General features: G+C 70.3%; 33 protein-coding genes. 14 read left to right on the top strand and 19 right to left on the bottom strand.

Annotated features, from left to right (window positions below; genetic code table 11):
* Positions 1–65 precede the first annotated feature (65 nt).
* Positions 66–251: a hypothetical protein gene (locus ACLJQF_RS30650; protein ID WP_410613806.1), complete on the top strand. Its 186-nt coding sequence runs from the start codon at positions 66–68 to the stop codon at positions 249–251.
* Positions 252–349: 98 nt separating this feature from the next.
* A complete protein-coding gene (locus ACLJQF_RS30645; RefSeq protein WP_410613805.1) occupies positions 350–1,738 on the top strand; it encodes an NAD-dependent malic enzyme in 1,389 nt (462 codons plus the stop codon).
* A gap of 3 nt (positions 1,739–1,741) precedes the next feature.
* Here the strand turns inward: ACLJQF_RS30645 and ACLJQF_RS30640 are convergent, their stop codons facing one another.
* Positions 1,742–2,152 (bottom strand): type II toxin-antitoxin system VapC family toxin, encoded by a 411-nt coding sequence (locus ACLJQF_RS30640; protein WP_410613804.1) that lies wholly within the window; start codon positions 2,150–2,152, stop codon positions 1,742–1,744.
* On the bottom strand, positions 2,140–2,403 hold the full coding sequence (locus tag ACLJQF_RS30635; RefSeq protein ID WP_410613927.1) for a type II toxin-antitoxin system Phd/YefM family antitoxin: 264 nt from the start codon (positions 2,401–2,403) through the stop codon (positions 2,140–2,142). The genes ACLJQF_RS30640 and ACLJQF_RS30635 overlap by 13 nt, the downstream gene beginning before the upstream one ends.
* An 83-nt stretch (positions 2,404–2,486) precedes the next feature.
* On the opposite strand from ACLJQF_RS30635, the gene moaC reads away from it, so the two are divergent.
* The gene (moaC, locus tag ACLJQF_RS30630) at positions 2,487–2,957 is read left to right on the top strand and encodes a cyclic pyranopterin monophosphate synthase MoaC (protein WP_410613803.1); all 471 of its coding nucleotides are present in this window, start codon (positions 2,487–2,489) and stop codon (positions 2,955–2,957) included.
* Positions 2,954–3,937: a molybdenum cofactor biosynthesis protein MoaE gene (locus tag ACLJQF_RS30625; protein ID WP_410613802.1), complete on the top strand. Its 984-nt coding sequence runs from the start codon at positions 2,954–2,956 to the stop codon at positions 3,935–3,937. The genes moaC and ACLJQF_RS30625 overlap by 4 nt, the downstream gene beginning before the upstream one ends.
* Here ACLJQF_RS30625 and ACLJQF_RS30620 read toward each other — a convergent pair.
* The 4 genes from ACLJQF_RS30620 to moaA form a co-directional block, all read right to left on the bottom strand.
* Complete coding sequence (locus ACLJQF_RS30620) at positions 3,924–4,052, bottom strand: hypothetical protein (RefSeq protein ID WP_410613801.1); 129 nt, start codon at positions 4,050–4,052, stop codon at positions 3,924–3,926. The genes ACLJQF_RS30625 and ACLJQF_RS30620 overlap by 14 nt on opposite strands.
* A 415-nt stretch (positions 4,053–4,467) precedes the next feature.
* Positions 4,468–5,109 carry a transglycosylase family protein gene (locus tag ACLJQF_RS30615; protein WP_410613800.1) on the bottom strand — a complete coding sequence of 214 codons (642 nt, stop codon included), beginning with the start codon at positions 5,107–5,109 and terminating at the stop codon, positions 4,468–4,470.
* Between the two features lie 841 nt (positions 5,110–5,950).
* Positions 5,951–6,202 carry a MoaD/ThiS family protein gene (locus tag ACLJQF_RS30610; protein WP_410613799.1) on the bottom strand — a complete coding sequence of 84 codons (252 nt, stop codon included), beginning with the start codon at positions 6,200–6,202 and terminating at the stop codon, positions 5,951–5,953.
* A 10-nt stretch (positions 6,203–6,212) separates the two neighbouring features.
* Positions 6,213–7,220 (bottom strand): GTP 3',8-cyclase MoaA, encoded by a 1,008-nt coding sequence (gene moaA, locus ACLJQF_RS30605; RefSeq protein ID WP_410613798.1) that lies wholly within the window; start codon positions 7,218–7,220, stop codon positions 6,213–6,215.
* 138 nt (positions 7,221–7,358) lie between these two features.
* On the opposite strand from moaA, the gene ACLJQF_RS30600 reads away from it, so the two are divergent.
* From ACLJQF_RS30600 to ACLJQF_RS30570, 7 genes are all read left to right on the top strand, one after another.
* On the top strand, positions 7,359–7,838 hold the full coding sequence (locus ACLJQF_RS30600) for a MarR family winged helix-turn-helix transcriptional regulator (protein ID WP_410613797.1): 480 nt from the start codon (positions 7,359–7,361) through the stop codon (positions 7,836–7,838).
* Positions 7,839–7,871: 33 nt separating this feature from the next.
* Complete coding sequence (locus ACLJQF_RS30595; protein WP_410613796.1) at positions 7,872–8,276, top strand: TOBE domain-containing protein; 405 nt, start codon at positions 7,872–7,874, stop codon at positions 8,274–8,276.
* Between the two features lie 59 nt (positions 8,277–8,335).
* On the top strand, positions 8,336–9,142 hold the full coding sequence (gene modA, locus ACLJQF_RS30590) for a molybdate ABC transporter substrate-binding protein (protein WP_410613795.1): 807 nt from the start codon (positions 8,336–8,338) through the stop codon (positions 9,140–9,142).
* 61 nt (positions 9,143–9,203) lie between these two features.
* The gene (locus tag ACLJQF_RS30585) at positions 9,204–9,968 is read left to right on the top strand and encodes an ABC transporter permease (RefSeq protein ID WP_410613926.1); all 765 of its coding nucleotides are present in this window, start codon (positions 9,204–9,206) and stop codon (positions 9,966–9,968) included.
* Positions 9,965–11,032, top strand: a complete 1,068-nt coding sequence (locus ACLJQF_RS30580) for a sulfate/molybdate ABC transporter ATP-binding protein (protein ID WP_410613794.1) — start codon at positions 9,965–9,967, stop codon at positions 11,030–11,032. The genes ACLJQF_RS30585 and ACLJQF_RS30580 overlap by 4 nt, the downstream gene beginning before the upstream one ends.
* A 46-nt stretch (positions 11,033–11,078) precedes the next feature.
* Entirely contained in the window at positions 11,079–11,873 is a 795-nt protein-coding gene (locus ACLJQF_RS30575) for an HAD-IIA family hydrolase (protein WP_086844921.1), read from the top strand.
* Between the two features lie 37 nt (positions 11,874–11,910).
* Positions 11,911–12,711, top strand: a complete 801-nt coding sequence (locus tag ACLJQF_RS30570; RefSeq protein ID WP_410613793.1) for a metallophosphoesterase — start codon at positions 11,911–11,913, stop codon at positions 12,709–12,711.
* Here ACLJQF_RS30570 and ACLJQF_RS30565 read toward each other — a convergent pair.
* From ACLJQF_RS30565 to ACLJQF_RS30525, 9 genes are all read right to left on the bottom strand, one after another.
* Entirely contained in the window at positions 12,708–13,082 is a 375-nt protein-coding gene (locus ACLJQF_RS30565) for a YccF domain-containing protein (protein ID WP_410613792.1), read from the bottom strand. The genes ACLJQF_RS30570 and ACLJQF_RS30565 overlap by 4 nt on opposite strands.
* Positions 13,082–13,831 carry a PhzF family phenazine biosynthesis protein gene (locus tag ACLJQF_RS30560; RefSeq protein ID WP_410613791.1) on the bottom strand — a complete coding sequence of 250 codons (750 nt, stop codon included), beginning with the start codon at positions 13,829–13,831 and terminating at the stop codon, positions 13,082–13,084. Before ACLJQF_RS30560 ends, ACLJQF_RS30565 begins: the two co-directional genes overlap by 1 nt.
* Positions 13,832–13,895: 64 nt before the next feature.
* The gene (locus ACLJQF_RS30555; RefSeq protein WP_410613790.1) at positions 13,896–15,278 is read right to left on the bottom strand and encodes a hypothetical protein; all 1,383 of its coding nucleotides are present in this window, start codon (positions 15,276–15,278) and stop codon (positions 13,896–13,898) included.
* Between the two features lie 80 nt (positions 15,279–15,358).
* The gene (locus ACLJQF_RS30550) at positions 15,359–15,835 is read right to left on the bottom strand and encodes a hypothetical protein (protein WP_410613789.1); all 477 of its coding nucleotides are present in this window, start codon (positions 15,833–15,835) and stop codon (positions 15,359–15,361) included.
* Positions 15,836–15,937: 102 nt separating this feature from the next.
* Positions 15,938–16,459: a DUF3558 family protein gene (locus tag ACLJQF_RS30545; RefSeq protein ID WP_410613788.1), complete on the bottom strand. Its 522-nt coding sequence runs from the start codon at positions 16,457–16,459 to the stop codon at positions 15,938–15,940.
* Between the two features lie 85 nt (positions 16,460–16,544).
* Positions 16,545–17,258, bottom strand: coding sequence for an ESX secretion-associated protein EspG (locus ACLJQF_RS30540; protein ID WP_410613787.1), 714 nt, complete (start codon positions 17,256–17,258; stop codon positions 16,545–16,547).
* Positions 17,259–17,293: 35 nt separating this feature from the next.
* Positions 17,294–17,659: a helix-hairpin-helix domain-containing protein gene (locus tag ACLJQF_RS30535; RefSeq protein ID WP_410613786.1), complete on the bottom strand. Its 366-nt coding sequence runs from the start codon at positions 17,657–17,659 to the stop codon at positions 17,294–17,296.
* Between the two features lie 276 nt (positions 17,660–17,935).
* Positions 17,936–18,520: a hypothetical protein gene (locus tag ACLJQF_RS30530; protein ID WP_410613785.1), complete on the bottom strand. Its 585-nt coding sequence runs from the start codon at positions 18,518–18,520 to the stop codon at positions 17,936–17,938.
* Positions 18,517–19,434, bottom strand: coding sequence for a 4Fe-4S single cluster domain-containing protein (locus ACLJQF_RS30525; protein ID WP_410613784.1), 918 nt, complete (start codon positions 19,432–19,434; stop codon positions 18,517–18,519). Before ACLJQF_RS30525 ends, ACLJQF_RS30530 begins: the two co-directional genes overlap by 4 nt.
* A 193-nt stretch (positions 19,435–19,627) precedes the next feature.
* Between ACLJQF_RS30525 and ACLJQF_RS30520 the strand changes: the two genes are divergently transcribed.
* A complete protein-coding gene (locus tag ACLJQF_RS30520) occupies positions 19,628–21,286 on the top strand; it encodes an AMP-binding protein (RefSeq protein WP_410613783.1) in 1,659 nt (552 codons plus the stop codon).
* 126 nt (positions 21,287–21,412) lie between these two features.
* Here the strand turns inward: ACLJQF_RS30520 and ACLJQF_RS30515 are convergent, their stop codons facing one another.
* Together ACLJQF_RS30515 and ACLJQF_RS30510 are read right to left on the bottom strand one after the other, a co-directional pair.
* A complete protein-coding gene (locus ACLJQF_RS30515) occupies positions 21,413–22,381 on the bottom strand; it encodes a R2-like ligand-binding oxidase (protein WP_410613782.1) in 969 nt (322 codons plus the stop codon).
* 21 nt (positions 22,382–22,402) lie between these two features.
* A complete protein-coding gene (locus ACLJQF_RS30510; RefSeq protein ID WP_410613781.1) occupies positions 22,403–22,987 on the bottom strand; it encodes a TetR/AcrR family transcriptional regulator in 585 nt (194 codons plus the stop codon).
* Positions 22,988–23,081: 94 nt separating this feature from the next.
* Here ACLJQF_RS30510 and ACLJQF_RS30505 point away from each other — a divergent pair, with 94 nt between their 5' ends.
* The gene (locus ACLJQF_RS30505; RefSeq protein ID WP_410613780.1) at positions 23,082–23,705 is read left to right on the top strand and encodes an HAD family hydrolase; all 624 of its coding nucleotides are present in this window, start codon (positions 23,082–23,084) and stop codon (positions 23,703–23,705) included.
* Positions 23,706–23,707: 2 nt separating this feature from the next.
* Here ACLJQF_RS30505 and ACLJQF_RS30500 read toward each other — a convergent pair whose 3' ends face one another.
* Positions 23,708–23,944: a hypothetical protein gene (locus tag ACLJQF_RS30500; RefSeq protein WP_410613779.1), complete on the bottom strand. Its 237-nt coding sequence runs from the start codon at positions 23,942–23,944 to the stop codon at positions 23,708–23,710.
* A gap of 132 nt (positions 23,945–24,076) precedes the next feature.
* On the opposite strand from ACLJQF_RS30500, the gene ACLJQF_RS30495 reads away from it, so the two are divergent.
* Positions 24,077–24,463: a cold-shock protein gene (locus ACLJQF_RS30495; protein ID WP_410613925.1), complete on the top strand. Its 387-nt coding sequence runs from the start codon at positions 24,077–24,079 to the stop codon at positions 24,461–24,463.
* A 10-nt stretch (positions 24,464–24,473) separates the two neighbouring features.
* Here the strand turns inward: ACLJQF_RS30495 and ACLJQF_RS30490 are convergent, their stop codons facing one another.
* Positions 24,474–24,950 (bottom strand): DUF2771 family protein, encoded by a 477-nt coding sequence (locus ACLJQF_RS30490; protein WP_286001611.1) that lies wholly within the window; start codon positions 24,948–24,950, stop codon positions 24,474–24,476.

Below are 24,950 nucleotides of genomic sequence, written 5' to 3'. Positions count from 1 at the left end.
GCGCCGGGTCGCGCGGGCTGAGGCAGACTGTCCCCCAAGACCGGAAGAGGCTTGTGGAGGACGCTGTGGCCAAGGGTGAGAAGAAGCACAAGGGCATCGACCCGACCTGGCCGGGCGAGGCCGGCGAGCACCCCGTGACCGAGCTCGCGGCCGACCGACAGGGCGCCCTGTCGCCGTTCGGCGACCTCACCTTCCCCCTCGACACCGTGCCCTACGTGCACCCCGAGACCGAGATCAACCGCCGGCCGTAAAGTTACTGGTCAGTACCGGTATCGACCCCTCGTGAGGGCGGTCACGGGAGTAGGTTTCCTCCCGTCCCAGCCACGTTTCCCACCACGGGGGTAGTGCCATGCCGGTTCCCGGTCCCGGATATTCGATCACCGTCCGGGTGGAGGCCCCGTCCTCGGTCACGGCGGCCGGCGACCTGACCGCCGCCGTCGGGCGGGTCGGGGGCGTGCTGACCGCGTTCGACGTCGTCGAGTCCCACTCCGACTCGATCGTGGTCGACATCAGCGCCAACGCGCTGTCGGAGAACCACGCGAACGACATCACCCAGACGCTCGACTCGCTGCCCGGCGTCAAGGTCCGCAAGGTCTCCGACCGGACGTTCCTGATCCACCTCGGCGGCAAGATCGAGGTCACGCCGAAGGTCGCGCTCCGCAACCGTGACGACCTCTCCCGCGCCTACACCCCGGGTGTCGCCCGTGTCTGCCAGGCGATCGCCGCGAACCCCGAGGACGCGCGCCGGCTGACCATCAAGCGCAACACGGTCGCGGTGCTCACCGACGGCTCCGCGGTGCTCGGCCTCGGCAACATCGGCCCGGCCGCCGCGCTGCCGGTGATGGAGGGCAAGGCGGCCCTGTTCAAGAAGTTCGCCGACGTCGACGCGTGGCCGGTCTGCCTGGACACCCAGGACACCGAAGAGATCATCATGATCGCCAAGGCGCTGGCCCCGGTGTACGCGGGCATCAACCTCGAGGACATCGCCGCGCCGCGCTGCTTCGAGATCGAGAAGCGCCTGCGCGAGCACCTGGACATCCCGGTGTTCCACGACGACCAGCACGGCACCGCGATCGTGGTCGTCGCGGCGCTGCGCAACGCCCTGCGCGTGGTGGGCAAGAGCATCGAGGACTGCAAGATCGTGATCAGCGGCGTCGGCGCGGCCGGCTCGGCGATCATCCGTCTGCTGCTGCAGAAGAACCCGGGCGACATCGTCGCGGCGGACATCGACGGCATCGTGCATTCGGCGCGCGGCAACCTTGACGACAACCTGACCTGGATCGCGTCGCACACGAACAAGGAGCAGGTCAGCGGCACCCTGCACGAGGCGCTCGTGGGCGCCGACGTGTTCATCGGCGTCTCGGCGCCCAACCTGTTCGGTGCCGAGCAGGTGGCGACGATGAAGTCCGACGCGGTGGTCTTCGCCCTGGCCAACCCGGACCCGGAGGTCGACCCGATGGAGGCCCAGAAGCACGCCGCGGTCGTGGCGACGGGCCGCAGCGACTACCCGAACCAGATCAACAACGTCCTGGCGTTCCCGGGCGTGTTCCGCGGCCTGCTGGACGCGAACGCGCACAACATCGACGACTCGATGCTCCTGGCCGCGGCCGACGCGATCGCGGACGTCGTGGACAACGGCAAGCTGAACGCGTCGTTCATCGTGCCGAGCGTGTTCGACAGCGCTGTCGCCCCCGCCGTGGCCGAGGCTGTTCGGAAGGCTGTGCTCGCGGAGCGCTGAGCCTCAGCTGATTCGCGCCAGCAGCCTCACCTCGACGTCAGGAAGGTCCTCGAACCGGGCCCGGCCGTCCGTGGTCACCAGCGTGCGGCCGGTGGCCCGGGCGGTGGCCGCGATGATCAGGTCGTGCGCGCCGCGAGCCTGACCGGTCCGCTGCAGGTGGGTCAGGAGCTCGGCGTGGTGCTCGACGACACTCGTCGTGTAATCGACCACCGGCGTGACGGCCAGGAATTCCGCCAGGAATGCGCTGTGCGCCGCCTGGCGGGCCGGGTTCGGGTCGAGGCGCAGGCCCACCTCGTACTCGGTGATCGCCAGGGCCGGCACGGCGACGTCGTCCTCCTCGCCGATCGCTCCCGCGGGCAGCCGTTGCCGCGCGACGTCGATGAGGATGCCGGTGTCGAGGATCAGTCGCGCCACGGGTCACCGTCCAGCTCGGCGGACGCCGTCTCGCGGACCTTCGCCACGTTCTCCTCGAACCGGTCGTCGACGTCGAGCTTTCCGGCCCAGCGGTGGAACACCGCGCAGACGGCGGCCCCGTTCGCGAGTGGCGCGGGCACGATGAGCGCCACGCGCCTCCCGTTGCGGGTGACGACGATCGTTTCGCCCTTCTCCGCCTCGTCGAGCACGGCGGAGAACGACCGGGAAGCTTCCGATGCGGTCAGTTCCATCACGGGATCAGATTATCAGATTTCGTGGTTCTGAGCCATGCGCCCGCGGCGTTGTCCCCCGATGGTGGAAGTAGCCTCGGCTGGTGAGTGAACTCAGCCACGTCGACGACACCGGCGCCGCCCGGATGGTCGACGTCTCCGGCAAGACCGCCACCGCGCGCACCGCGCTCGCCGCCGGGACCGTGCGGACCACCGCCGAGGTGCTCCGGCTGCTGGCCACCGACGGCCTCCCCAAGGGCGACGCCCTCGCCACCGCGCGCATCGCCGGGATCATGGGCGCCAAGCGGGTGCCCGAGCTGATCCCGCTGTGCCACCAGATCGCGCTGTCCGGGGTCAAGGTCGAGTTCACCCTCGGCGAGGCCGAGGTCGGCATCCGCGCGACGGCGAAGACCACCGACGTCACCGGCGTCGAGATGGAGGCGCTGACCGCGGTGGCCGTCGCCGGGCTGACGCTGCACGACATGATCAAGGCCGTCGACCCGGCGGCGACGCTGGACGAGGTCCGCCTGCTCCGCAAGGACGGCGGCAAGACCGGAACCTGGGAGCGGCCGTGAAGCACAGCGCGCGTGTGATCGTGGCGTCCAACCGCGCCGCGAAGGGCGTCTACGAGGACAAGACCGGCCCGGTGATCGCCGCCTGGCTGGCGGACCGCGGCTACGAGGTGCCGTCGCCGGTCGTCGTCGAGGACGGCGACCCGGTGGGCGGCGCGCTGCGGGCGGCGCTGGCCGACGGCGTCGCCGTGGTGCTCACCACCGGCGGCACCGGGATCTCGCCGACCGACCGCACCCCGGACGTCACCCGCGCGGTCCTGGACCACGAGCTGCCGGGCGTCGCGGACGCGATCCGCGCGGCCGGCCTGCCGAAGGTGCCGACGGCGGTGCTCTCGCGCGGTGTGGCGGGCGTGGCCGGGCGGACCCTGGTCGTGAACCTCCCCGGCTCCAGCGGCGGCGTAAAGGACGGCTTGGGCGTGCTGGACGGCATCCTCGAGCACGCCGTCGACCAGCTGGCCGGCGGCGACCACCCACGGCCCGCCGCGGCCGCGCCCTCGGTGACAACCGGAGCTTCGCTCCGGGCCGGGGGCGTTGCCACCCAGACCCCCGAAAAGTTTGTGGTGCGTGTCGCGCGGGCCTCGGTGACCGAGGAGCCGCTGTCGGTCGAGGAGCACGCCCGCCTGGTCGAGGACGACGCGGCGGGCGCGGTGGTGACGTTCGCGGGCGTGGTCCGCGACCACGACGGCGGCAAGGGCGTCCGCGACCTGACGTACGAGGGCCACCCGAGTGCGGGCCAGGTGATCGCCGACGTCGTCGCGGACCTGTCGGCGCGCTGGCCGGGCGTCCGCGCGGTGGCCGTGAGCCACCGGCTGGGGGCACTGGCGATCGGCGACGTCGCCCTGGCCTGCGCCGTGGCGGCGGAGCACCGCGGGCAGGCGTTCTCGGCGTGCTCGGAGCTCGTGGACGAGGTCAAGGCCCGGCTGCCGGTCTGGAAGCACCAGCACTTCGCCGACGGCACGGACGAGTGGGTCAACTCGCCGTGATCTCGAACGCCGCGACCCGGTGGGCGGCCGCGGCGGACTCGGCCGGATCGGCGCCGGTGACCAGGCCCAGCCGGACGAACATGGGCACGCGGCCGGGGACGGTCAGGACGTGCACGGATGCCGAGCCGCAGTCCCAGGCACGTCAGGAGGCGCACGAGGCGGTTGGCGGGGCGCAGCCGGCGGGCCGGGCGGGCCTTGTTGGCGGGGTACGCGCCGGAGCAGCTGGAGCCTGGTGATCGAGGTGCTGCGGAAGGGTGAGCGGATGCAGCTGGCGGAGCGGATCCGCACGCGCTGAGGGCGCTGTGCGCGCCTGGGACGGCTGCCCGGCCCCGGACGCCCCGCCGAGATGACGGCGGCGGATCGGCGCGCTGAGGGGGCCGCAATGGGATGCCCGCGCGGAGGCGCCGTCGCCGAGCTGAGCCGCGACTGGGCGCGAAACGCGTGAAGGGCTCCCACCGCCCGGGGGATCGGCGGTGGGAGCCCTTTCAGGTCACGGCTCGAGGCCGGACTCGCGCATCACTGCGTGATCGTCACTTGGTGGCGATCTTCTGCCCGACGAGGATCAGGTCCGCGTTCGGGATGTACTTCGCGTTCAGGTCCTGCAGCTTCTGGTAGCCACCCTGGACGTTGAACTGCTTGGCGATCTTGGACAGGGTGTCGCCCGCCACGACGGTGTAGTCACCGGCCGGGTTGGAGCTGCTCACGCCGGTCGCCACGGGGGCCGCCGGAGCCGCCGGGGCCGCCTTCTTCGGGGCGGTCGCGGTCGTGCTCTTCTTCGGGGTCACCTTCTTGGTGGTGTTGCCGGTGGCCTTGGGGGCCGACGAGCCGCCGCCCTTCTTGCCACAGAGCGGCCACGCGCCGATGCCCTGGCCCTGCAGGACGCGCTCGGCCACGGCGATCTGCTGGTCGCGGGAAGCGTTCGCCGCACTGCCGGTGCCGCCGTAGGCCTTCCAGGTGCTCTGCGAGAACTGCAGGCCGCCGTAGTAGCCGTTGCCGGTGTTGGTGTTCCAGTTGCCGCTGCTCTCGCACTGCGCGATGGCGTCCCAGTTGGTCGCCGACGCGGGGGTCGCGGCGATGGCGAGGGGAGCGCCGACCGCAATGCCCGCGATGGCGACGCGAGCGACGGTGCGGGTGGCAGCGGACATCTTGCGGTGCTTGCCTCGGTAAGACATTTGGATGCTTCTCGGTTTCCCAGCGCCTACGAACCGATGTGAGGGTCAGGATCGGGGTCCTGGCGCCGGCCATCCCAGGCCGGCAGGCGAGTCCGACGCACGGCGCGTCTTCGTCGTCCCCTCGTCCCTGTCCGGAAATGCTTTCGCTCGGGGTATGGGTCCGGGTATCCGTCGGACAGGGCTAGGCGCTACGGATTCCCGGTCGTGCTGGTTGGTCGGGGCCAACCGAAAAGCGACGGTACGTAACGATCGCCGTGATCGGAAATTATTCGGGGCGTGACCTACGTCACAGTAACGACACGCAACCCGTGTCGATATGCCTGTTTGTGCAGGTCAGCGCGCCGTTATCTGGCCGTTTCCTAGTCGAGATAAAACACAGATCGTGAGGCTTGCATCACGTGTTCTGCGTGGCGAATGGCCCATTCGCGCCGCCCGGATCGCGATTGAACCGGGCATCTTATGGGCGCCCCGGGTATCGCGCCAGACTTGACAATCCTGCACCAGTTGCCCCAGGAGTCACAGCAGTCCCACCTGTTCGTGCGGTTTCCGCCACGGTCGGATCGATGGTGACCGGAGGCCCGGCCCGCTGACACCGACGCAGCGCGACGGACCAGGTGAAACAGGTCACCGGAAGGCGTGGTGGCCGGTCGCGATCAGCTTCTCGCGAACACCCGAAATCGGTGACGCGCCACGCCGGGGCCCGAACTGCCCGTCGCCGAGCGGTCGGCCGCCGTACCCGAGCGGTCCTCGTTCTACAGGGACGGTGAAGTCGGCATGGTTCCGCCGGATGGACCACACCCTTGCGCTTCACTGGCCTTAACAGTGGCGAGGAACGGCCGGGTCAGCCGCCGGCGAAGGGCGGGAGGACGTCCAGCTCGGCGCCGTCGCGCAGCGGGCGGGTCAGGTCGCGGACCGCGATGCCGTCCAGCAGGTAGCTGACCGCCGCCAGCAGCCGCGGCAGGCCTGTCGGGTGCAGGCGGCGCAGCTCGGCCACCGCGTCGGCGACCGACGCCCCGGCCGGCAGCTGCACCTTCTCCTCTTCCACGCCCGCCGCGGCCCGCGCCGCCGCGAAGTACCGCACCGCGATGGTCATCGTCGCCACCTCAACCGCCGATCGCGCTCATCGGCCGGATCGGCTGCGCGAACCCGGCGTCGTTGATCTCGTGCCCGGCGAGCTTGCCCCACATCGTCGCCCGCCAAGCGGCTGCCACTTCTTCATCGCGCGCGCCCGCGCGCACGAGGGAGCGCAGATCCGTCTCGTCGTTGCTGAACAGGCAGGAGCGCACCGCGCCGTCGGCGGTCAGCCGCGTCCGCTCGCAGGCCGAGCAGAACGGCCGGGTCACCGACGCGATCACGCCGACGTCGCCCGGGCCGCCGTCGACCAGCCAGCGCTCGGCCGGTGCGCCACCGCGTTCGGCCGGGAACGGCGTCAAGGTGAACGACGCGCCCAGCATCTCGAGGATCTCGGCCGCGGTGATCATCTCGCCGCGGTTCCAGCCGTGCTGGGCGTCCAGCGGCATCTGCTCGATGAACCGCAGGTGGTAGCCCTCGTCGAGGCAGAACCTCAGCAGGGGCACGGCTTCGGTCTCGTTGAGCCCGCGGATCAGCACCGCGTTGACCTTCACCGGCGACATGCCGGCGTCCCGCGCCGCCGCGAGGCCCGCGATCACGTGCGAGAGCCGGTCGCGCCGGGTGATCGTCTTGAACAGCTCGGGGTCGACGGTGTCGAGCGAGACGTTGATCCGGTTCAACCCGGCCTCGGCCAGCCCGGCCGCGCGCTTGGCGAGCCCGATCCCATTGGTGGTCATGGACAACCGGGGCCGGGGCGACAACGCCGTGACCCGCGCGACGAGGTCCTCGAGACCCGGCCGCAGCAGCGGTTCCCCGCCGGTGAGCCGGATGTCCGTGACGCCCAGCATTTCGACGGCGATCCCCATCAGCCGGACCAGTTCGTCGTCAGTGAGCACCTGCTCGCCCGGCATCCAGTCGAGGCCCTCCGCGGGCATGCAGTAGGTGCAGCGCAGGTTGCACCGGTCTGTCAGGGAAACCCGCAGATCGGTGGCCACCCGGCCGAAGGTGTCGATGAGGTGCGGGTTCTCGGGCCGGGGCACGCGAGAAGACCCTCGTGTACCGGGGACGCGAGGAAACCCGAGATCCACTGCTGTCATTAAGCACAGAGTAGCCTCCGCAACCGCCCACTAGGATACTTTGCGCAGTGAGTTGTTCAGTGAGCGAACTAATGAGGGCCCGTGACGGAAAAGACTTACCCGGTCACCGAAGACGAACTCTTCCGCTTCGCGGAATTGGGCCGCCAAAGCAGCACCTTCACCGTCCTGCGGCACGCCAGGATCGCCGAGCGGATGGGCCTGTCCGGCACCGACCACAAGACGTTCGACCTGGTCATCCAGGCCGACGGGCCGCTCACCGCCGGCCGGATCGCCGGGCTGACCGGCCTGTCCACGGGCGCCGTCACCGGCGTCATCGACCGGCTGGAGAAGGTCGGGCTGGTCCGCCGCGTCCGCGACCCCGAAGACCGGCGCAAGGTCCTCGTCGAGGTGGTGCCGGGGGTGGCCGACCGCTTCGCGCCGCTCTTCGAGTCGGCCTTCGACACCCTCCGCGACCTGCTCGCGCAGTTCTCCCCGGCGGAGCGAAAAGTGATCGAGCGTTATCAGAATGCAATGCTCGGAGAGCTGCGCGCCGAAGTCATGGGCAATTCGCGCCCGGCGTAGCGGTTCCTCAACTGCGGAGATAATGTCTGCGGCATGCCGCAATTTCGGTTGTCCGAGGCCGCGCGCCTGCTCGGCGTCAGTGACGACACCGTCCGGAGGTGGGTGCGCGCCGGGCAGCTGACCGCCACCGACGACGCCGCCGGCCGCAAGGTAGTCGACGGCGCCCAGCTCGCCGGGTTCGCCCGGGCGCAGGCCACCGCACCCGACGACCCGTCGGCGGTCGGCCGGTCCGCCCGCAATAGGTTCGTGGGGCTGGTCACCGAGGTCATCGCCGACAAGGTGATGGCCCAGGTGGAACTGCAGTGCGGGGCGCACCGGGTGGTGTCCCTGATGAGTACGGAAGCCGTCCGCGAGCTGGGCCTGCGCCCGGGGGTGCTCGCGGTTGCGGTGGTCAAGGCGACCACTGTTGTGGTGGAAACACCGGAAGGAAGTAGATGAAGAAGCCCGCTTTTGGGGGGTTCGGGTGGCGTAGCCTCCGGCCCGGGGCGAAGCCCCGCTTGTCACAGCTTGCTCTCGCCGTGGCGGCCGTCGCCCTGTTCGCGGGCGCGTGCAGCAGCTCGGACGAGCCCAGCACGCAGCCCGGCGGGTCGGTCACCGCGCCCGCGCCCAAGGGGGCCGCGAACGCCGGTGGCGGCACGCTGACCGTGTTCGCCGCCGCGTCGCTCACCGAGTCGTTCACCGCGCTCGGCAAGGCGTTCGAGGCCAAGCACCCCGGCACCACCGTGAAGTTCAGCTTCGCGGGCTCCTCCGGCCTGGTCCAGCAGCTGACCAACGGCGCCAAGGCCGACGTCTTCGCCTCGGCCGACCAGGCCACCATGGACAAGGCCGTCCAGGGCGGCGTGATCGACGGCCAGGCGGCCGTGTTCGCCACGAACAAGCTCGCCATCGCCGTGGCGCCGGGCAACCCGAAGAACATCCGGTCCTTCGCCGACCTGAACAAAGCCGGCCTGACCGTGATCACCTGCGCCCCGCAGGTGCCGTGCGGCGCGGCGGCCAAGAAGGTCGAGACGGCCACCGGCGTCACGCTCAAGCCGAAGAGCGAAGAGCAGGACGTCAAGCAGGTGCTGAACAAGGTCGCCTCCGGGGACGCCGACGCGGGCCTCGTCTACGTCACCGACGCCGCCTCGGCCGCGGGCAAGGTCGACAAGGTCGACTTCCCCGAGGCGGCCCAGGCGATCAACAGCTACCCGATCGCCGTGGTCAAGGGCGGCCAGAGCGCGCTGGCCAAGGAGTTCGACGACTTCGTCCTCGGCGCCGAGGGCAAGACCGAGCTGACGAAGGTCGGGTTCGGCCCTGCGCAGTAGGCGGCTCTCCAGCGGCCGGCCGGGATCCGTCCCGGCCGGCCGTTCGCGCGTTCCGTGGGTCCTGGGCATCCCGGCCACGCTCGCGCTGGCCCTCGTCGTCCTCCCGGTCGTCGGGTTGCTGGTGCGCTCGGACCTGACGCGGCTGCCGTCGCTGATCGCCACGCCGTCGTCGTGGCACGCGCTGCGGCTGTCGCTGCTCACGGCGGCGCTGTCGACGCTGGCCTGCGTACTGCTCGGGGCACCGCTGGCCGTCGTGCTCGCGCGGGCCCGCTTCCGCGGGGTCCGGCTGCTGCGCTCGATCGTGCTGCTGCCGCTGGTCCTGCCGCCGGTCGTCGGCGGCCTCGCGCTGCTCTACCTGCTCGGCCGCAAGGGCTTCCTCGGCGCCCTGATCACCGCGCTGACCGGGGAGTCCGTCCCGTTCACCACAGCCGCTGTGGTCATCGCGCAGACGTTCGTCGCGATGCCGTTCCTGGTGGTCAGCCTCGAAGGCGCGCTGCGCGGCTCCGGCGACCGCTACGAGCAGGTCGCCGCGACGCTCGGCGCGCGCCCGTGGACGGTCTTCCGTCGCGTCACGCTGCCGCTGCTGCTGCCCGCGCTCGGGTCCGGCGTCGTCCTCAGCTTCGCCCGCGCGCTCGGCGAATTCGGCGCCACGATCACCTTCGCCGGCAGCCTCGAAGACGTCACCCGCACGCTGCCGCTGGAGGTCTACACGCAGGCCGAAGTGGACATCGACAGCGCCGTCGCGCTCTCGCTGCTGCTCATCGTGGTGGCGGTCCTGGTGATCGCCGTCGCGCGGCCGCGCTCGTGGGAAGGCGGCCTCCGGTGAGCCTCGCCGCCCGGATCACCGCCGCGCGCGGCTCGTTTTCGCTGGACGTCGATCTCGACGTGCCCGCCGGGCACGTGCTGGCGCTGCTCGGCCCGAACGGCTCCGGGAAGTCGACGGTCCTGGGCTGCCTCGCCGGGCTGATCACGCCGGCGTCGGCGGAGATCACGGTGTCCGGCCGCGCGCTGGCCGGCGTGCCGCCGCACCGCCGCGGCATCGGGCTGCTCTCCCAGGACGCCCTGCTCTTCCCGCACCTTTCGGCGGCGGACAACGTCGCCTTCTCGCCGCGCTCGACCGGTGCCGGCCGCCGTGCCGCCCGGGAGCGTGCCTGCTATTGGCTGGCCGAGGTCGACGCCGTCGCGCTGGCCGACCGGCGGCCGGGGCAGCTGTCCGGCGGCCAGGCCCAGCGCGTCGCGATCGCCAGGGCGCTGGCCGCCGACCCGGACCTGCTGCTGCTCGACGAGCCGTTCGCCGCCCTCGACGTCGACGCCGCACCGGCCATCCGCGGCCTGCTGCGGCGGGTGCTCAAGACCGGGCCGACGACCGTGCTCGTCACGCACGACCCGCTGGACGCGCTCGCGCTCGCCGACCACGTCGCGGTGCTGAACGACGGCCGGATCGTCGAACGCGGCCCGACCCGTGCGGTGCTTTCGGCCCCGCGGACGGCGTTCACCGCACGGATCGCCGGTCTCAACCTGGTCGCCGGCACCGCGGTCGCCGAAGGACTCCGGACGGCGTCCGGCGAGATCGTCAGCGGCCTCCCGGCGGCCGACGTGGTGCCGGGAGAGCCCGCGGTGGCGGTGTTCCCGCCCAACGCCGTGGCCGTCTACACCCGTGACGGCGAGCATCGCGGCAGCCCTCGCAACACGACCGAAGCCGTCGTCGCGGCCCTGGAGCCGCACGGGCCGGTGATCCGGGTCCGGGCCGAGGGCGACGGCTGGGCGCACGGCCTCACCGCCGACCTCACCCCGGCCGCCGTCGCCGAGCTGGCCCTGGAGCCCGGCTCGGCGGTGAGGCTGTCGGTGAAGGCCGCGACCGTGGCGATCCACCCGGCCGCGGCGCCCTGACGCCGACGAGCCGGAACCCGTCCCCGCTGGTGATAGGTTCCGGGCCATGAACGAACGCCGGTGGACGTACCTTTCCGACATGGACGGCGTCCTGGTGAAGGAGGAGCACCTGGTCCCGGGGGCCGACGAGTTCCTCGCCGAACTGAAGGCGAACGGCATCGACTTCCTGGTGCTGACGAACAACTCGATCTACACCCCGCGCGACCTGCGGGCGCGGCTGGAGCGCACCGGGCTCGACATCCCCGAGGAGTCGATCTGGACCTCGGCGCTGGCGACCGCGAAGTTCCTCTCGTCGCAGCGGCCGAACGGCTCGGCTTACGTCATCGGCGAAGCGGGCCTGACGACGGCGCTGCACGAAGTCGGCTACGTGCTGACCGAGCGTGACCCCGACTACGTCGTGCTGGGCGAGACCCGCACGTACAGCTTCAGCGCCATCACGCGCGCGATCCGGCTGATCGAGGGCGGCGCGAAGTTCATCGCGACGAACCCCGACGCGACCGGCCCGAGCGTGGAGGGCTCGATGCCGGCCACCGGGTCCGTCGCGGCGCTGATCGAGAAGGCCACCGGGCGCTCGCCGTACTACGTCGGCAAGCCGAACCCGCTGATGATGCGCTCGGCGTTGCGGCGGCTCGGCGCGCATTCGGAGTCGACGCTGATGATCGGCGATCGGATGGACACCGACGTGCATTCGGGCATCGAGGCCGGGCTGCAGACCATCCTGGTGCTCACCGGCATCTCCACCCCGGAGTCGGCCGAACGCTATCCGTACCGGCCCACCATGGTGATCGACTCCGTCGCCGACCTGATCGGGCGAACCGGGGACCCGTTCGGCGAAGGCTGACCGCGAGCCGGGTGGCCGCAGGGCATATCGTCAGCGGATGAGCAAGTCGACGTACGTGGTCGGCGACGTCCACGGCCACCGTGACGAACTCGCCGACGCGCTGAGATCCGAAGGCCTCGTCGACGAGGAGGACAACTGGTCCGGCGGCGAGGACCAGCTGTGGTTCCTCGGCGACTTCGTCGACCGCGGCCCGGACGGCGTCGGGGCGATCGACCTGGTCATGCGGCTCGAAGAGCAGGCGGCCGAGGCCGGCGGCCAGGTGCAGACGCTGCTGGGCAACCACGAGATCCTGGCGCTGGGGATGTACCACTTCGGCGACGAGCCGGTGCCGTCCGACTTCGGCCCGCGCAGCTTCGCCCGCAGCTGGGAGATCAACGGCGGCCTGCTGTCGGACCAGGACCGGCTGACCCCCGAGCACATCGAGTGGCTGGCCGCGCGCCCGCTGGCCGCCGTCGCCGCCGACCACCTGCTGCTGCACTCGGACACGCTGGAGTACCTCGACTGGGGCTCGTCGATCGACGAGATCAACGAGGCGGCTCGCGAGATCCTCGAAGGCAGCGACATCGAGGCGTGGTGGGACGTCTGGCGCCGGATGACGACGCGCTACGCGTTCCGCGGCCCGGACGGCGAGGAGAACGCCCAGAAGCTGATGGACGCCCTCGGCGGCTCGCGGATCGTGCACGGCCACAGCGTCATCGCCGACCAGCTGGGCATCCACCCGACGCAGATCGAGGGCCCGTTCCTGTACGCGGGCGGCAAGGCACTCGGCGTCGACGGCGGCCTGTTCGTCGGCGGGCCGTGCCTGGTGGTCGAGCTGCCGTACGAGCCGGAGTCCTAGGCGATCTCGACGATCTCCTTGCCGAGCGGCACGAGGGACACCGGGATCAGCTTGAAGTTCGCGATGCCGAGCGGGATGCCGACGATCGTGATGCAGAGCGCGATGCCGGTGAAGACGTGCCCGAGCGCCAGCCACCACCCGGCGAAGACGAACCAGACGACGTTCCCGACGCACGACGCGGCGCCGGCGTCCCGCCGGTCGACAACCGTGCGGCCGAACGGCCAGAAGGCGTAGCGCGCGATCCGGAACGACGCCAGCCCGAACGGGATGGTGACGATCAGGATGCAGCAGATGACGCCGGCCAGCAGGTAGCCGAGGGCCATCCAGAAGCCGCACAGGACGAGCCAGATGATGTTCAGCAGGGTGCGCATCAGACGTGCAGCTCCCCGCTGAGGACGGTGACGGCCTGGCCTGCGAGGTGGACGCGGTCGCCGTCCTGGCGGGTGCGGACGATGCCGCCGCGCGCTGAGGCCTGTTCGCCGGTCAGGTCGTTCTTCTTGAGTTCCGCGGACCAGTAGGGCGACAGGGTGCAGTGCGCGGAGCCGGTGACGGGGTCTTCGTCGATGCCGACGCCGGGGGCGAAGAAGCGGCTCACGTAGTCGTCGTCCCGTGCGGTGACGAGGAGCCGTCCGGTCCAGGTGTGCTTGAGCTTCGCGAGGTCCGGTTCGAGGGCGCGGACGGTCTCGGCGTCCTTGACGACGGCGAAGAGGTTCTCGACGCCGCGCCCGGTGTACTCGATGTCGACACCGGGAAGGATTTCGGACAGGTCGTCGTCGGTGGGCCGCGGCGGGTCGGAGGGGAAGTCCAGCTCGACCCAGCCGTTTCCGGCGTTGGCGCGCAGTTCCCCGCTCTTGGTGGTGTAGGTCTGTTCCCCGCCGAGAACGTGCGTGACGGCGACGGTGGCGTGCCCGCAGAGCGCGACCTCGACGGCGGGGGTGAACCACCGGAGCGACTTCGGGCCGGTTGCGGAGGTAACGACAAAGGCGGTCTCGGCGTGCTTCATCTCGGCGGCGACGGCCTGCATCCAGGCCGGGTCGGCGGGTTCGTCCAGCAGGACGACCCCGGCGGAGTTCCCGGCGAAGGCGCGATCGGTGAAGGCGTCGACGATGAAGAAGCGCATGCCACCAATGTAGCCGGGGTGACGGCGGTGGATCTTGGTCCGGCGCAGATCCCGGGGATGACCCTTAGGAGGTCTCCCCGATGGTCGGCTTCACGATCTTTTCCCCGTCCGGACCACGTTCCGGCCTGAGATCGAAGACCTCTTCGTCGACGGCGTACTTGTTCTTGTGCTCTTTGTCGTCTTCCTTCTTCTTGCCGCCCGCGCCCGGGGCGGCCGCGCCGGTGCCGCCTTTGCCACCCTTGGCCGCGGCGGCCGCGGTCGCCCCGCGCTCGAGCCGTTCGCCGGCTTTGCTGCCGGTCTTGCCGCCTTCGCCGGCGGTTTCCTTGGGGGCGGTCCCGGCGCTGCCCGCACTGCCGGAAACTCGCGACCCGGCGAACCCGGTGCCGGCCCGTCCGGAGCCGATGCCTTTGCCGCGGGTGGTGTCCCCGCCACCGGAGGTGCCGCCGGCGGTTGCGCCGGGAATGGCGAGCCCATCGGGCGTCATCCGTCCGAAGCTGCTCGCGGCCGGGGCGGCGCGGAAATTGGTGTTGCCGCTGAAGGTGCCGGTGCCGCTGCTGGTGCCCGGGGGGACGAAGCCGGGCTGGTTGAGGCTGCCTGGGCCGGTTCCCGGTCCGCCGGGCACTCCCGGTCCGGGGCCACCGAGTCCACCGGGTCCGCCGGGGACGAAGGTGCCGCTGGTACCGCCGGGGCCGGTCCCGCCGATGGCGGGGGTGCCGGTGCTACTGGTGCCGTGGAAGCCGCTCACGGAGGTGGAGTCGCCCTGCCCGAGCTGGGGCGGCGGGGTGTAGGTGGGCTGGGTGCTGGCGGTCTCGTGGTAGGTGGAGTCGAGGCTCTGAAGAACCTGAACGGCCTGCTGATGAGCGGCGTCGGCCTGCTGCTGCTTGGCGGCGACGTCGTTCATGGTCTGCGTTGCGCCGACGACGTCACCAGCCAGGTACTGCTTGGTGGCCTTGGTGATTTCGGTCTGCTGGTTGAACCCGGTGGGTTCGGGCATGTTCTTCTGCGCATAGTCAGCGGCGGCCGCTTGCTGCGAGTACCGGTTGGAGCTCAGCTGCGCGGCGTTCGCGGTGTCACCCGTGTAGGTGGCGGTGCTTTGGAAGAAGTTGTGTGCCTGGGCGGCGCCCGCTCCCTGCCACTGGATTTCGCTCGAGTTGACGGCGTCGTTCGCCGCGTTGGAGACGTCGGCCAGCCAGTTGCCGAGCTTGTTGGCGACCCGGCCGCGATCGTCGAGATCGCCAGGGTTCATGTTCTCGTGAACCATGCCGTAGAGGTCTTCGTGAGAGCTGGCCGCGTAATTCTGACCGGGCGCGGGCGCGTCACCGCGAGTGGCCTGGTTGTGCAGCAGCCGTTTGCCCTGCTCGACCGAGTACTGTGCGGCCTGGTTCTGCGTCTGCGGCGTCACGCCGGCGCTGGCGTCCGCCTGGTCTTCGGCGCCGAAGTGGTGCACGTTCTGCTGCAGCTTCTGCTGTGTCTGCGCGTAGAAGTCGCTCTCGTACTGGCGGTGTTCCGCGTGCTCGTGCGCCATGGTCACTCGCTCCCGCGAAGCTTGGCGAAGGTCTGGCTGTGTGCATCTTCGGTTTCGCGGTAGTTCTTGCGGGCGATCTCGAGCGCTTCGCGGACCTGGACGAAGCCTTGCTTCAGCAACTCGAGGTTCGGGATCAGGGACTGGTCCCCGTCGGCAGCCACCTTCGCGTTGAAGTCGGCTATGTCTTTCGCGTAGCTACTAGAACCCATTCCTGGAGCTCGCGCAAGGAGCTTCACGTCGTGGAAGATCTCGTCGAATTCGTGGATGAATCGATCGCACACCTTGGTGTACGCGTCGAACCCGGCCTGGTTGATCCCGAATCCGCCGTCCTCGGCAAGCGACTTGAATTGCTGGGCACCGGCGTTGAGCCGCTTGGCACCCTCCTCGTCGAGCGGGACGTCGAGCAGGCCTGACAGGAAGTTGGCGCCGGCGTCACCCGCCGCAGGCGGCTCACTGCCGAAGTGTGCACCCGTCGTCATCGTCCACCCCTCTCGACACCGTGCGTACCCGAGTCAACTGTAGTAGTGACGATCCGCGATGTCAGCAGATCCGTGATGCCGGCAACCCGTCGATGGACGGTCTCAGCCGTTCGCGGGAAGAAGGGGTTCGACCTTGGTCGAAACGTCGTTGGCCACCTGGCAAGCCTCGTCGGTGCCCGCTGTCTGGAGGGTGACCAAGACCGTGGCTCGCGACTTCGGCTTCACCTCCATGGAAACGTCACAGGAACCCGTGCCGCCGAGAGCGTCGCGCTCCTGCACTGCGGGGCGCCCGTTGACGTCCCCTGTCACGGCCTTACCAGGAGCTGTGACGATATCGTTGATCGACTGTCCGGGCTGGAGGGCGAGACCGACCACGCCGTAGTCGGTCTTCTTCGTGTCGCAGTTGTGGGCCGCGTCCGCATCGCTCCGCTTCGCGGCTGCGTAACCCTGGCCCGCCAATACCTGGTCGAGGAGCTTGCACGGATCCATCCCGGCGAACGGGTTGTCGCTCGTGGCGCCACTCGGCTTGGTCGTGGAGGCGCTGCTCGACGGCGTGTCCGCGGCTTGCGGCGTGCCCCCCACCTTGCTGTCGCAGGCGCTCAGCGCAAGCGCCAGGGTGGCCAAGGTGAGGACGGTGGCGCGAAGGCGAACTGCTCGGGTCACAACCTGAACACTACGGGTAGATCACGCGCCGATGCGAGGACGCACGTCACCGGTGGGTGGTCTCCGTGATGCGCTCGTGCAGCCACCCTCTCAGGTGTCCCCCGTCCGAGGGAATGAACCTCAGCCGGGATTCGCCGCCCGGTAGTGGCTCGGTGAACGTCAGGTAGCGGCCGGCGTCGGTGTCCACGAAGGTCACCGTGCCCACCGGGCGGAGGTTGCCCTGGCCCATGCGGGTTGACAGCTCGAACGTGCCGTGGCGGTGCGGGGGCCACTGGGCGTACTCCCGCAACGCTTCGGCGTCCGGCGGCCTGCTCGGGCCCACCGTCGACGTCACCGGGGCCACCGGCAGCGGTCCGTAGCGGGGGAGGATGCCGACCAGGGCGTCGACCAGGTGGTCGGGGCGGATCTGGACGAAGTTGATCCCGTCCGGTACCAGCTCCGAGTAGACGCCCAGCCCGTGGCCGATCGCCGCCCGGTAGAACACCTGGCGGGTGTCCGCCACCTCCACCGCCCGGACGATGATCAGCACCTCCGGCTGGGTCCACGCCCTCAGCGTCTGCTCCACCTCGATGTCCAGCTTCTCCGGGCCCGCCAGCCCGCGCGCCCGCATCGAGTCCCAAGCCGCCGCCAGGATGCGCTCGTTCTCCTCCAGCGTGTGGCCCGGGCTGCGGATCTCGAACGGGTGCCAGTGCGCCGGGAGGCCCGTGCGCCGGATCGCGGCGGCGACCTCCGTCAAGCCCAGCGAAAATTCCTCCGGCACGTTCCCGAGCGTAGCGGAACCGGCACCCGGCGCCCTCAGATGTCGATCTGCCGCACGCCCGTCTCGGGCAACGCCACCCGGCCGGCCGTCGCCCGTCCGCGCAACCGGACGATTTCGTGCGGCTGCAAGCCGATCGCCACTCCGAAGGCCTCCACGTCGGGGAACCCGCCCTGTTGCCGACGCAGCTCCAGCGCCGTCGTCACCCGTGCCGGCGAAAGGCCCGGCAGCGTCGCCAGCTCGTCCCCCGAAGCCGCGTTGACGTCCACCCGTGCCGCCGGGGGAGCAGGCGGAGGTGCCAGAACACCCGGGGCAGGTGCCGAAAGGCCCGCCGGATCGGGCGTGGCCGGGACGTATGCCTCGATCACGTCGTTCTGCTGCAGATCCCGCGTTCCCAGCCTCACCGTGAACACCCGCGACCCCGCGGACGACCGCACCGCGATCCCGTCCCGCGCCAGGGAAAGCACCGGCAGCGAAGGGCGCGATGACCGTGCTCCGCTCGTTGAACGGCGTCCCGATCGGGCGCAGCACCCTGGTCCGGACCCCCACCGTGAACGCCGCGGTCCGCCCCTCCAGCACCTCGACCGCCGCCACCACCGCGCCGTTGCCGAGGTCGGTGACGCCGTGGACCACCGCCGTTCCGTCGCGCTGCTCCACGAAATCCGGAGTGGGGAACGTTCTCAGCGCGTCCCCGGCCAACGGCGGTGTGTCGCACTGGAAACCCAGCAGCACCGTCCCCGCCTGACCCTGCGGCAGCTCCTCGATCGGGCCGCCGGTCCGAACAGTTCGAGCACCCGCATCGGCTGGCCGTTGCGCATCAAAGAACACAGCGCGCCGAACCGCAGGACGCCGTCCCGGACGAGCACCTGCACGTGGAACCCCGTCAACCCGTCGAACGCCGGCGCCTCCACCGAGGCGACCGCCTCCGGACGGCTCATGTCCGGCCCGACGGCGTCATCGGTGTACAGCTCCAGGAAGTCGCCCTTGCGGAGGTCCCGGCGGCCGACGGCGACGAACACGTCCTTCAGGAACCCGGCGTCGGTCACCGGCTCGACGTCGCGGGAGAAGAACTTCTTCCGCACCATGATCCCCAGGCGCAGGTTGTCCTCCAGGATGCGATCGCCCCGGAGAAGGCGCGCTCGGGCCCCGCGGACCGCGCGCCCCGAACTCACCTGCCCGCCGCGGAGCTCCCCGAGGCCGGGGACGGTGACCGACTCGTTGAGCGCCCGGCCGAACTCGATCAGCCCGACCCTGGTCTCGGTCACGACGTGGCGGCCAGCGTGACGCTGATCGACTGGTCGGCGTTGACGCGCTCCGATTCGACGCGCATTCCGGCTTGGGCCGCTCGATCCTTGAGCCGAGCCAGCACCGCCCGCTGCACTTCGGCCGCGTACGCCTCGTCGACCGACAGCACCAGCCGCGAAGCTTCGGCCTCGGTGAGACCCGGGCCGTCGACGTGCGCCACCTGGACACCCTCGGGGCCGTAGCCGAACGCGATCCGCCGCCCTTCCCAGGCAGCGAAGACGGTGGTGCCGTCGTCGGTGACCTGGGCCCGCAGCCCGGTGAGCGCGCGGGCCGGCAGGTCGCGGTGGCGCATCCGGGTCCGCACGGTGACGACCCCCGGCTGGGCCTGCGCGTGCGCGGCGATGGCGAACCCGTTCAGCTCGATCGCGCCGTCGGGGGCGATCGTCAGTTCCAGGCGGTTCGGGGCGGTGAAGATCGACTCGTCGTAGCGGTCGGTCAGGAAGTGGAACCGCTGGTTCGCCGACCCCACCCACGGCCGGGACTGCTCGGGCCGCTCCACCAGGAACGGCCCGTCCACCAGCAGATCCGTCGAATCCAGCAGCTCCGACGGCGGCAGGTCCTCCAGGACGTGCCTGGTGAACGTCATCACCGAGAGGCCCGCGGACCGGACCGCGGCGGCGAAGCGACCCAGCGGCCCGGCCTGGTCGAACGGCTCGCCGCCGAGCAGCGTGACGCCTCCGATGCCCTCGATCGCCAGCACCCGCGACAACAAGTCCGGCCACGACAGGGAAAACCCGCCGCGGGTCGTCCACGTCTGCGGGTTGAAGCACCCCGGGCAGCGCACCGAACACCCCTGCGTCCACACGGCACACCGGACGCCGGGGCCCTCGGCGACGGTGGTGTCGACGATCCGGTGCAGGTTCAGGAGTTCCATTGCGACTGCTGCTGCGACGCGGTGTCTTCCACGGAAGCCGTCGTGCGCCGGTAGTCCTCGGTGAATTCCGACGTTTCGGTCTCCGCGCCGAGCTACCGCAACAAGCGTTGAGCGAGTAGCCGGTCCGCGGTGGCTGACCGGACGTTCGCTTCCTAGACTCGGGACGTCCGACGAAGACGTCTGAGGAGGCACCATGCCTGACGCGCCCGTCCTGCCGAGCTACGCCTCGGGGACCTCGGAGGTCCCGCTGCTGGGGGACACCATCGGCGACAACTTCGACCGGACGGTGGCCGCGTTCGGGGACCGCGACGCCCTCGTCGACCGGACCGCCGGCAAGCGGTGGACCTACCGGGAGCTGGCCGCCGAGGTGAGCGCGCTGGCGCTGGGGCTGGTCGCGCAGGGCATCGGCAAGGGCGACCGGGTCGGCATCTGGTCGCCGAACCGGGCGGAATGGACCTTTTTCCAGTACGCGACGGCCAAGATCGGCGCCATCCTGGTCAACATCAACCCGGCCTACCGCGCGCACGAGCTGGAGTACGTCCTCAACCAGGCCGGGATCCGGTTGCTGGCCGCCTCGGACAAGTTCAAGACGTCCGACTACCCCGCGATGGCCGAGGAGGTGCGCGAGAAGTGCGCGGCGCTGGAGCAGGTCGTGATCCTGGGCGGTGAGGGCTGGCAGGCGCTGCTGGACGCGGGCCGTGGGGGTGACCCGGCGCAGCTGGCGCACCTGCAGGCCGGGCTGTCGGCCGACGACCCGATCAACATCCAGTACACGTCCGGGACCACGGGCTTCCCCAAGGGCGCCACGCTGTCGCACCACAACATCCTCAACAACGGCTACTTCGTCGGCGAGCTGTGCCACTACACCGAGCAGGACAAGGTGTGCATCCCGGTGCCGTTCTACCACTGCTTCGGCATGGTGATGGGCAACCTGGCCTGCACCAGCCACGGCGCCTGCATGGTGATCCCGGCGCCGGCGTTCGACCCCCGTGCCACCCTCGAAGCGGTCGCGGCCGAGCGGTGCACGTCGCTCTACGGCGTGCCGACGATGTTCATCGCCGAGCTCAACCACCCGGACTTCGGCGAGTTCGACCTGTCGTCGCTGCGCACCGGCATCATGGCGGGGTCGCCGTGCCCGGTCGAGGTGATGAAGCAGGTCATCGACCGGATGGGGATGGCCGAGGTGTCGATCTGCTACGGCATGACCGAGACGTCCCCGGTGTCGACGCAGACCCGGTCCGACGACTCGGTCGAGCGCCGCGTGTCGACGGTCGGGCGCGTCGGGCCGCACCTGGAGGTCAAGGTCGTCGACGCCGAAACCGGCCTGACGGTCCCGCGCGGCGAGCCGGGCGAGCTGTGCACGCGCGGCTATTCGGTGATGCTCGGGTACTGGGAACAGCCCGACAAGACGGCCGAGGCGATCGACGCGGCCCGCTGGATGCACACCGGCGACCTCGCGGTGATGGACGCCGACGGCTACCTCAACATCACCGGCCGCATCAAGGACATGGTCATCCGCGGCGGCGAAAACCTGTACCCGCGCGAGATCGAGGAGTTCCTCTACACGCATCCGGACATCCTCGACGCGCAGGTGATCGGCGTCCCGGACGCGAAGTACGGCGAAGAGCTGATGGCCTGGGTCCGGATGCGCGAGGGCGCGGAACCGCTGACGGCGGAGAAGGTGCGCGAGTTCTGCGGCGGAAAGCTGGCGCACTACAAGATCCCGCGGTACGTCCACGTCGTCGAGGAGTTCCCGATGACGGTGACCGGGAAGGTCCGCAAGATCGAGATGCGCGAGCAGTCGATCAGCCTGCTGGGTCTGGAGCAGGCGGCGGCCACGAAGCACGCCTAAACCGCGCGAGGCGTTCGGGCGTTGGTCCTTCGCGATTACGTGAAGGGAGGCGACTGATGATCATCCTCGGCTGGGAGTGGTGAACGCCCGTGTGGGGCACCTTCGCGAAGGTGCCCCACACGCGCGTCAGCCCACCGCCGCGGCAGCTTCCGCGATCGCCTTCGCGTCCTCCTCGCCGAACGTCTCCTCCAGCTGCTCCGGCGAGTAGTCCACATCGATCTGCTCCACCGGCATCCCGCGCGCCGACTCGATCGCGCCCAGCCGGCGCTGGGCGCGATCCGCCGCGTACTGGATGATCTCCTGCGGGTCGTTGTCGAACGGCAGCTCCTCGAACTGGTCCTGCACCCACTGGATCATGTTGAGCGCGTGCGGAAGCAGCTCGCCCATCCGCTGCTGCACCGCGTCCCACAGGGAGTCGTCCGCGGCGACGTGGCGCCGGCAGGTGAACGTGCCCCAGGCCATGTGGCGGCGCTCGTCGTCGCCGATGCGGCGGACCAGTTCCTGCATGCCCGGCAGGATGTCGTGCTGGGTGCAGATCAGCTGCCACGAGTAGTAGCCCGTCAGCGCGAGGCTGCCCTCGATGACGTGGTTGTACGTGACGCTCGCGCGGATCTGGTTGAGCGGGCTGGGATCGTCCTCCAGCGCCCGCAGCGACTGCGGCAGCTCTTCGTAGAACAGCTTGCGGTAGTGCGGGTTCTCGGCGACGAACGGGTGGAGGTCCTGAGTCAGCCCGACGGCGTCCATCCAGCGCCGGAACACCTCGGTGTGCTTGGCTTCCTCGAAGCAGAACTGCGTCAGGTACATCTCGTCGCCGAACCGGCCGGTCGCCGACATCGCCCGCATGAACGGCTGGATGTCCTCGGTGACGGCCTCTTCGCCGGCGATGAACTGCGCGACCAGGTACGTCGTACTGCGCTGTTGCTCGGGGTTGAGCGTGTCCCAGCCTTCGCGTTCGCGGCTGAAGTCGATGTCCGCCGGGTTCCAGAACTTCTTGTTGCCCTTGACGAACAGCCGCAGCGGGAACGAGTCCCAGTTCAGCCCGCCCTTGCGCAGCGTGGAAAAGCCGGTCCGGAGTTCCGGGAGCGTGTCGGTCATCGTTTCACTCCGATAGACGATTCAGTGGACGAATTGGCGAATGGCGGGTTCCAGTACCGCGGTGACGGCGTCGGCCGCTTCCGTCGACGAGTGCGTGGACAGCACCAGGTGCGACAGGGAAAGCCGGACGACGGTCTCCGCGAGCAGGGCCGCGGCTTCGGCGGACAGCCCGGGTTCGAACTCGCGGTACTGCTCGGCGGCGAGGGCCGCGGCCGCGGTGAGGATCGGCTCGCCCCTGGACGTGAGCAGCGGCAGCAGGTCCTCGCCGGCTTCGGTGCCGAGCGCCGCCGCGACCAGGCGGTTCTCCCGCGCGTGCTCGATCGTGTAGACGACGGCGTGGTGGATGCCCGCCAGGAGCCCGTCCGCCGTTTCGAACCGCTGCCGGATCCCGTCGAGGAACTCCGACGCGGTGCGCAGCGCCACCGCCTGGGTCAGCGCCGCCTTGTTCCCGAACTCGTTGTAGACCGTCTGCCTGCTCACGCCGGCCTTCGCGGCGACGTCGGCCATCCGCAGGCCCGCGTGGCCGCGGTCCGGCAGCAGGTCGGCGGCGGCGTCGAGCAGCGCTTCGCGCAGGGACGCCTTCGTCCGCTCGGTGAAGCTGGTCACACTTTCACCTTGACACAGATCGCTCTGCTGTCAAGGCGCTGTACACGTTCGGTTCGCGCGTAAAACTGTCGGTGGTGGCGGCTACGGTGCAGGTGTGGGCATCACCGTGGGGTTCGACCTCGACATGACACTGATCGACGCCCGGCCGGGCATGGCCGCGGCGATGAACGCGCTGGGCGTCGAATCCGGCCTGCCGCTGGACGGCGCCGCGTTCGCGGCCAACCTGGGGCCACCGCTCGACGACATCCTGCGCGGCTTCGAAGCGCCGGAGGAGCGCATCCCCGGGCTCGTCGACCGGTTCCGGGCGATGTACCCCGAGGTGGTCGTGCCCAGCGCGGTCGCGTTGCCGGGCGCGGTCGAGTCGCTCCGCGCGGTGCGGGCCGCGGGCGGGCGCACGCTGGTCGTCACCGGGAAGTACGGGCCCAACGCCCAGCTGCACGTGGACGCGCTCGGGCTCGACGTCGACGAAGTCATCGGCGAGCTGTGGTCGACGCAGAAGGCCGAAGCACTTCTGGCGCACGACGCACGGGTGTATGTCGGAGATCACGCCGGTGACATCCGGGGTGCGCTCGCGGCCGGGGCGATCGCAGTCGGCGTCACCACCGGGCCGTGCGACCGCACGCTCCTCCTGAGCGAAGGAGCGGAGGTCGTCTTCGAGTCGCTGACGGAGTTCCCGGCGTGGTTCGAGCGGACGTTCGCGGGGAGCGTGGTGCCGTAGCTCTAGTTCTTGGCGCGGGCCTCGATCACCAGCGCGATCAAGCCCAGCAGCAGGCCCAGGGGCGTGATGACCCCGGCGGCGACCGACAGCCAGATCGGCAGGTTCTCCAGACCGGCGGCGAACATGATGAACACCGCCAGCACGGCGAGCATGCCGATGCCGAACAACCCGATGCCGACGCGCATCAGGAACGGTTTGCCGGGAGCGGCCACGCCGGCCTCCTTCGTCGTGCTCTTCATGACGCATGAGGGTATCCGCCGGTATCGACTTCTCCCCAGGGCCTGTGGCGAGATACCCTTTACCCAGCGCGCCCTGGGTACGCCCCCGGGCGCGTTCGTCGTGAGCGGACAGCAGAAAGACTGGTGAGGGAAGTGCCGACCGGCAAGGTCAAGTGGTACGACGCGGAGAAGGGGTTCGGGTTCGTCACGCAGGACGGTGGCGCCGACGTCTACATTCGCAAGGCCGCGCTGCCGCAGGGCGTCGAGGGGCTCAAGGCCGGACAGCGGCTGGAGTTCGGCGTCGCCGACGGCCGCCGCGGACCGCAGGCGCTCTCCGTCCGGCTGCTCGACCCGCCGCCGTCCGTCGTCGAAGCGCGCCGCCGCCCGGCCGAGGAGCTGCACGGGCTGATCGAGGACATGATCAAGCTCATCGAGCTGAAGGTGCAGCCGGACCTGCGGCGCAACCGCTACCCGGACCGCAAGCACACCAAGCAGATCGCCGAGATCATGCGCGCGGTCGCCCGGGACATCGATCCCTGAGTGGTGACCACTAGGCCTCCAGCCGGAGGCCCCACACGTCGCTGGGCAGCAGGCCCGACTCGCCGGTGCTGGAGTTCAGCACGGCGGTGTACTTCTGGACGTCGACCGCCGAGATGCGGTCGGCGGGCGTCGGCGGCGTGACCGTGTAGGCGTAGCGATCCAGCGACGTGAACGGGATCGGGTCGCTCTGCTTGTACTCGCCCTGCGGGGTGACGTATTCGTAGACGATCTGCCACGGCGCGTCCGCGACCTCGCCGGGTACCGAGATCTGCACCGGCTTGCCCGGGCGGACCTTCAGCGTCTGCGTGTCGCCCTTGGCGCTGCACGGCTGCGCGAGCTGCTGGGAGTAGTCACACGACAGCACCGGCGTGGTGTTGATCGTGTGACCGTCGGCGTAGAAGGTGACCTCGGCCGGGCCGGGCGCCGAGCAACCGGCCACCGCGAACCCACCGGCCGCAAGCAGGGCCACCACCCGGGAACGTCGCAT

Origin of the sequence: Amycolatopsis sp. lyj-109, from assembly GCF_046548995.1 — a bacterium.
Taxonomy (GTDB): Bacteria; Actinomycetota; Actinomycetes; order Mycobacteriales; family Pseudonocardiaceae; genus Amycolatopsis.
Note: the sequence above shows the minus strand (reverse complement) of the source record. Positions and strands in the feature narration are given on the sequence as shown.

Coding starts and splice junctions, on each gene's coding strand:
- ACLJQF_RS30615 (WP_410613800.1), bottom strand. CDS start 5,109: ATGTCTTACCGAGGCAAGCACCGCAAGATGTCCGCTGCCACCCGCACC.
- ACLJQF_RS30560 (WP_410613791.1), bottom strand. CDS start 13,831: ATGCGCTTCTTCATCGTCGACGCCTTCACCGATCGCGCCTTCGCCGGG.
- ACLJQF_RS30610 (WP_410613799.1), bottom strand. CDS start 6,202: ATGACCATCGCGGTGCGGTACTTCGCGGCGGCGCGGGCCGCGGCGGGC.
- ACLJQF_RS30645 (WP_410613805.1), top strand. CDS start 350: ATGCCGGTTCCCGGTCCCGGATATTCGATCACCGTCCGGGTGGAGGCC.
- ACLJQF_RS30635 (WP_410613927.1), bottom strand. CDS start 2,403: ATGGAACTGACCGCATCGGAAGCTTCCCGGTCGTTCTCCGCCGTGCTC.
- ACLJQF_RS30515 (WP_410613782.1), bottom strand. CDS start 22,381: ATGACCGACACGCTCCCGGAACTCCGGACCGGCTTTTCCACGCTGCGC.
- ACLJQF_RS30565 (WP_410613792.1), bottom strand. CDS start 13,082: ATGCGCACCCTGCTGAACATCATCTGGCTCGTCCTGTGCGGCTTCTGG.
- ACLJQF_RS30520 (WP_410613783.1), top strand. CDS start 19,628: ATGCCTGACGCGCCCGTCCTGCCGAGCTACGCCTCGGGGACCTCGGAG.
- ACLJQF_RS30550 (WP_410613789.1), bottom strand. CDS start 15,835: ATGACGACGGGTGCACACTTCGGCAGTGAGCCGCCTGCGGCGGGTGAC.
- ACLJQF_RS30575 (WP_086844921.1), top strand. CDS start 11,079: ATGAACGAACGCCGGTGGACGTACCTTTCCGACATGGACGGCGTCCTG.
- ACLJQF_RS30490 (WP_286001611.1), bottom strand. CDS start 24,950: ATGCGACGTTCCCGGGTGGTGGCCCTGCTTGCGGCCGGTGGGTTCGCG.
- ACLJQF_RS30595 (WP_410613796.1), top strand. CDS start 7,872: ATGCCGCAATTTCGGTTGTCCGAGGCCGCGCGCCTGCTCGGCGTCAGT.
- ACLJQF_RS30500 (WP_410613779.1), bottom strand. CDS start 23,944: ATGAAGAGCACGACGAAGGAGGCCGGCGTGGCCGCTCCCGGCAAACCG.
- ACLJQF_RS30570 (WP_410613793.1), top strand. CDS start 11,911: ATGAGCAAGTCGACGTACGTGGTCGGCGACGTCCACGGCCACCGTGAC.
- ACLJQF_RS30525 (WP_410613784.1), bottom strand. CDS start 19,434: ATGGAACTCCTGAACCTGCACCGGATCGTCGACACCACCGTCGCCGAG.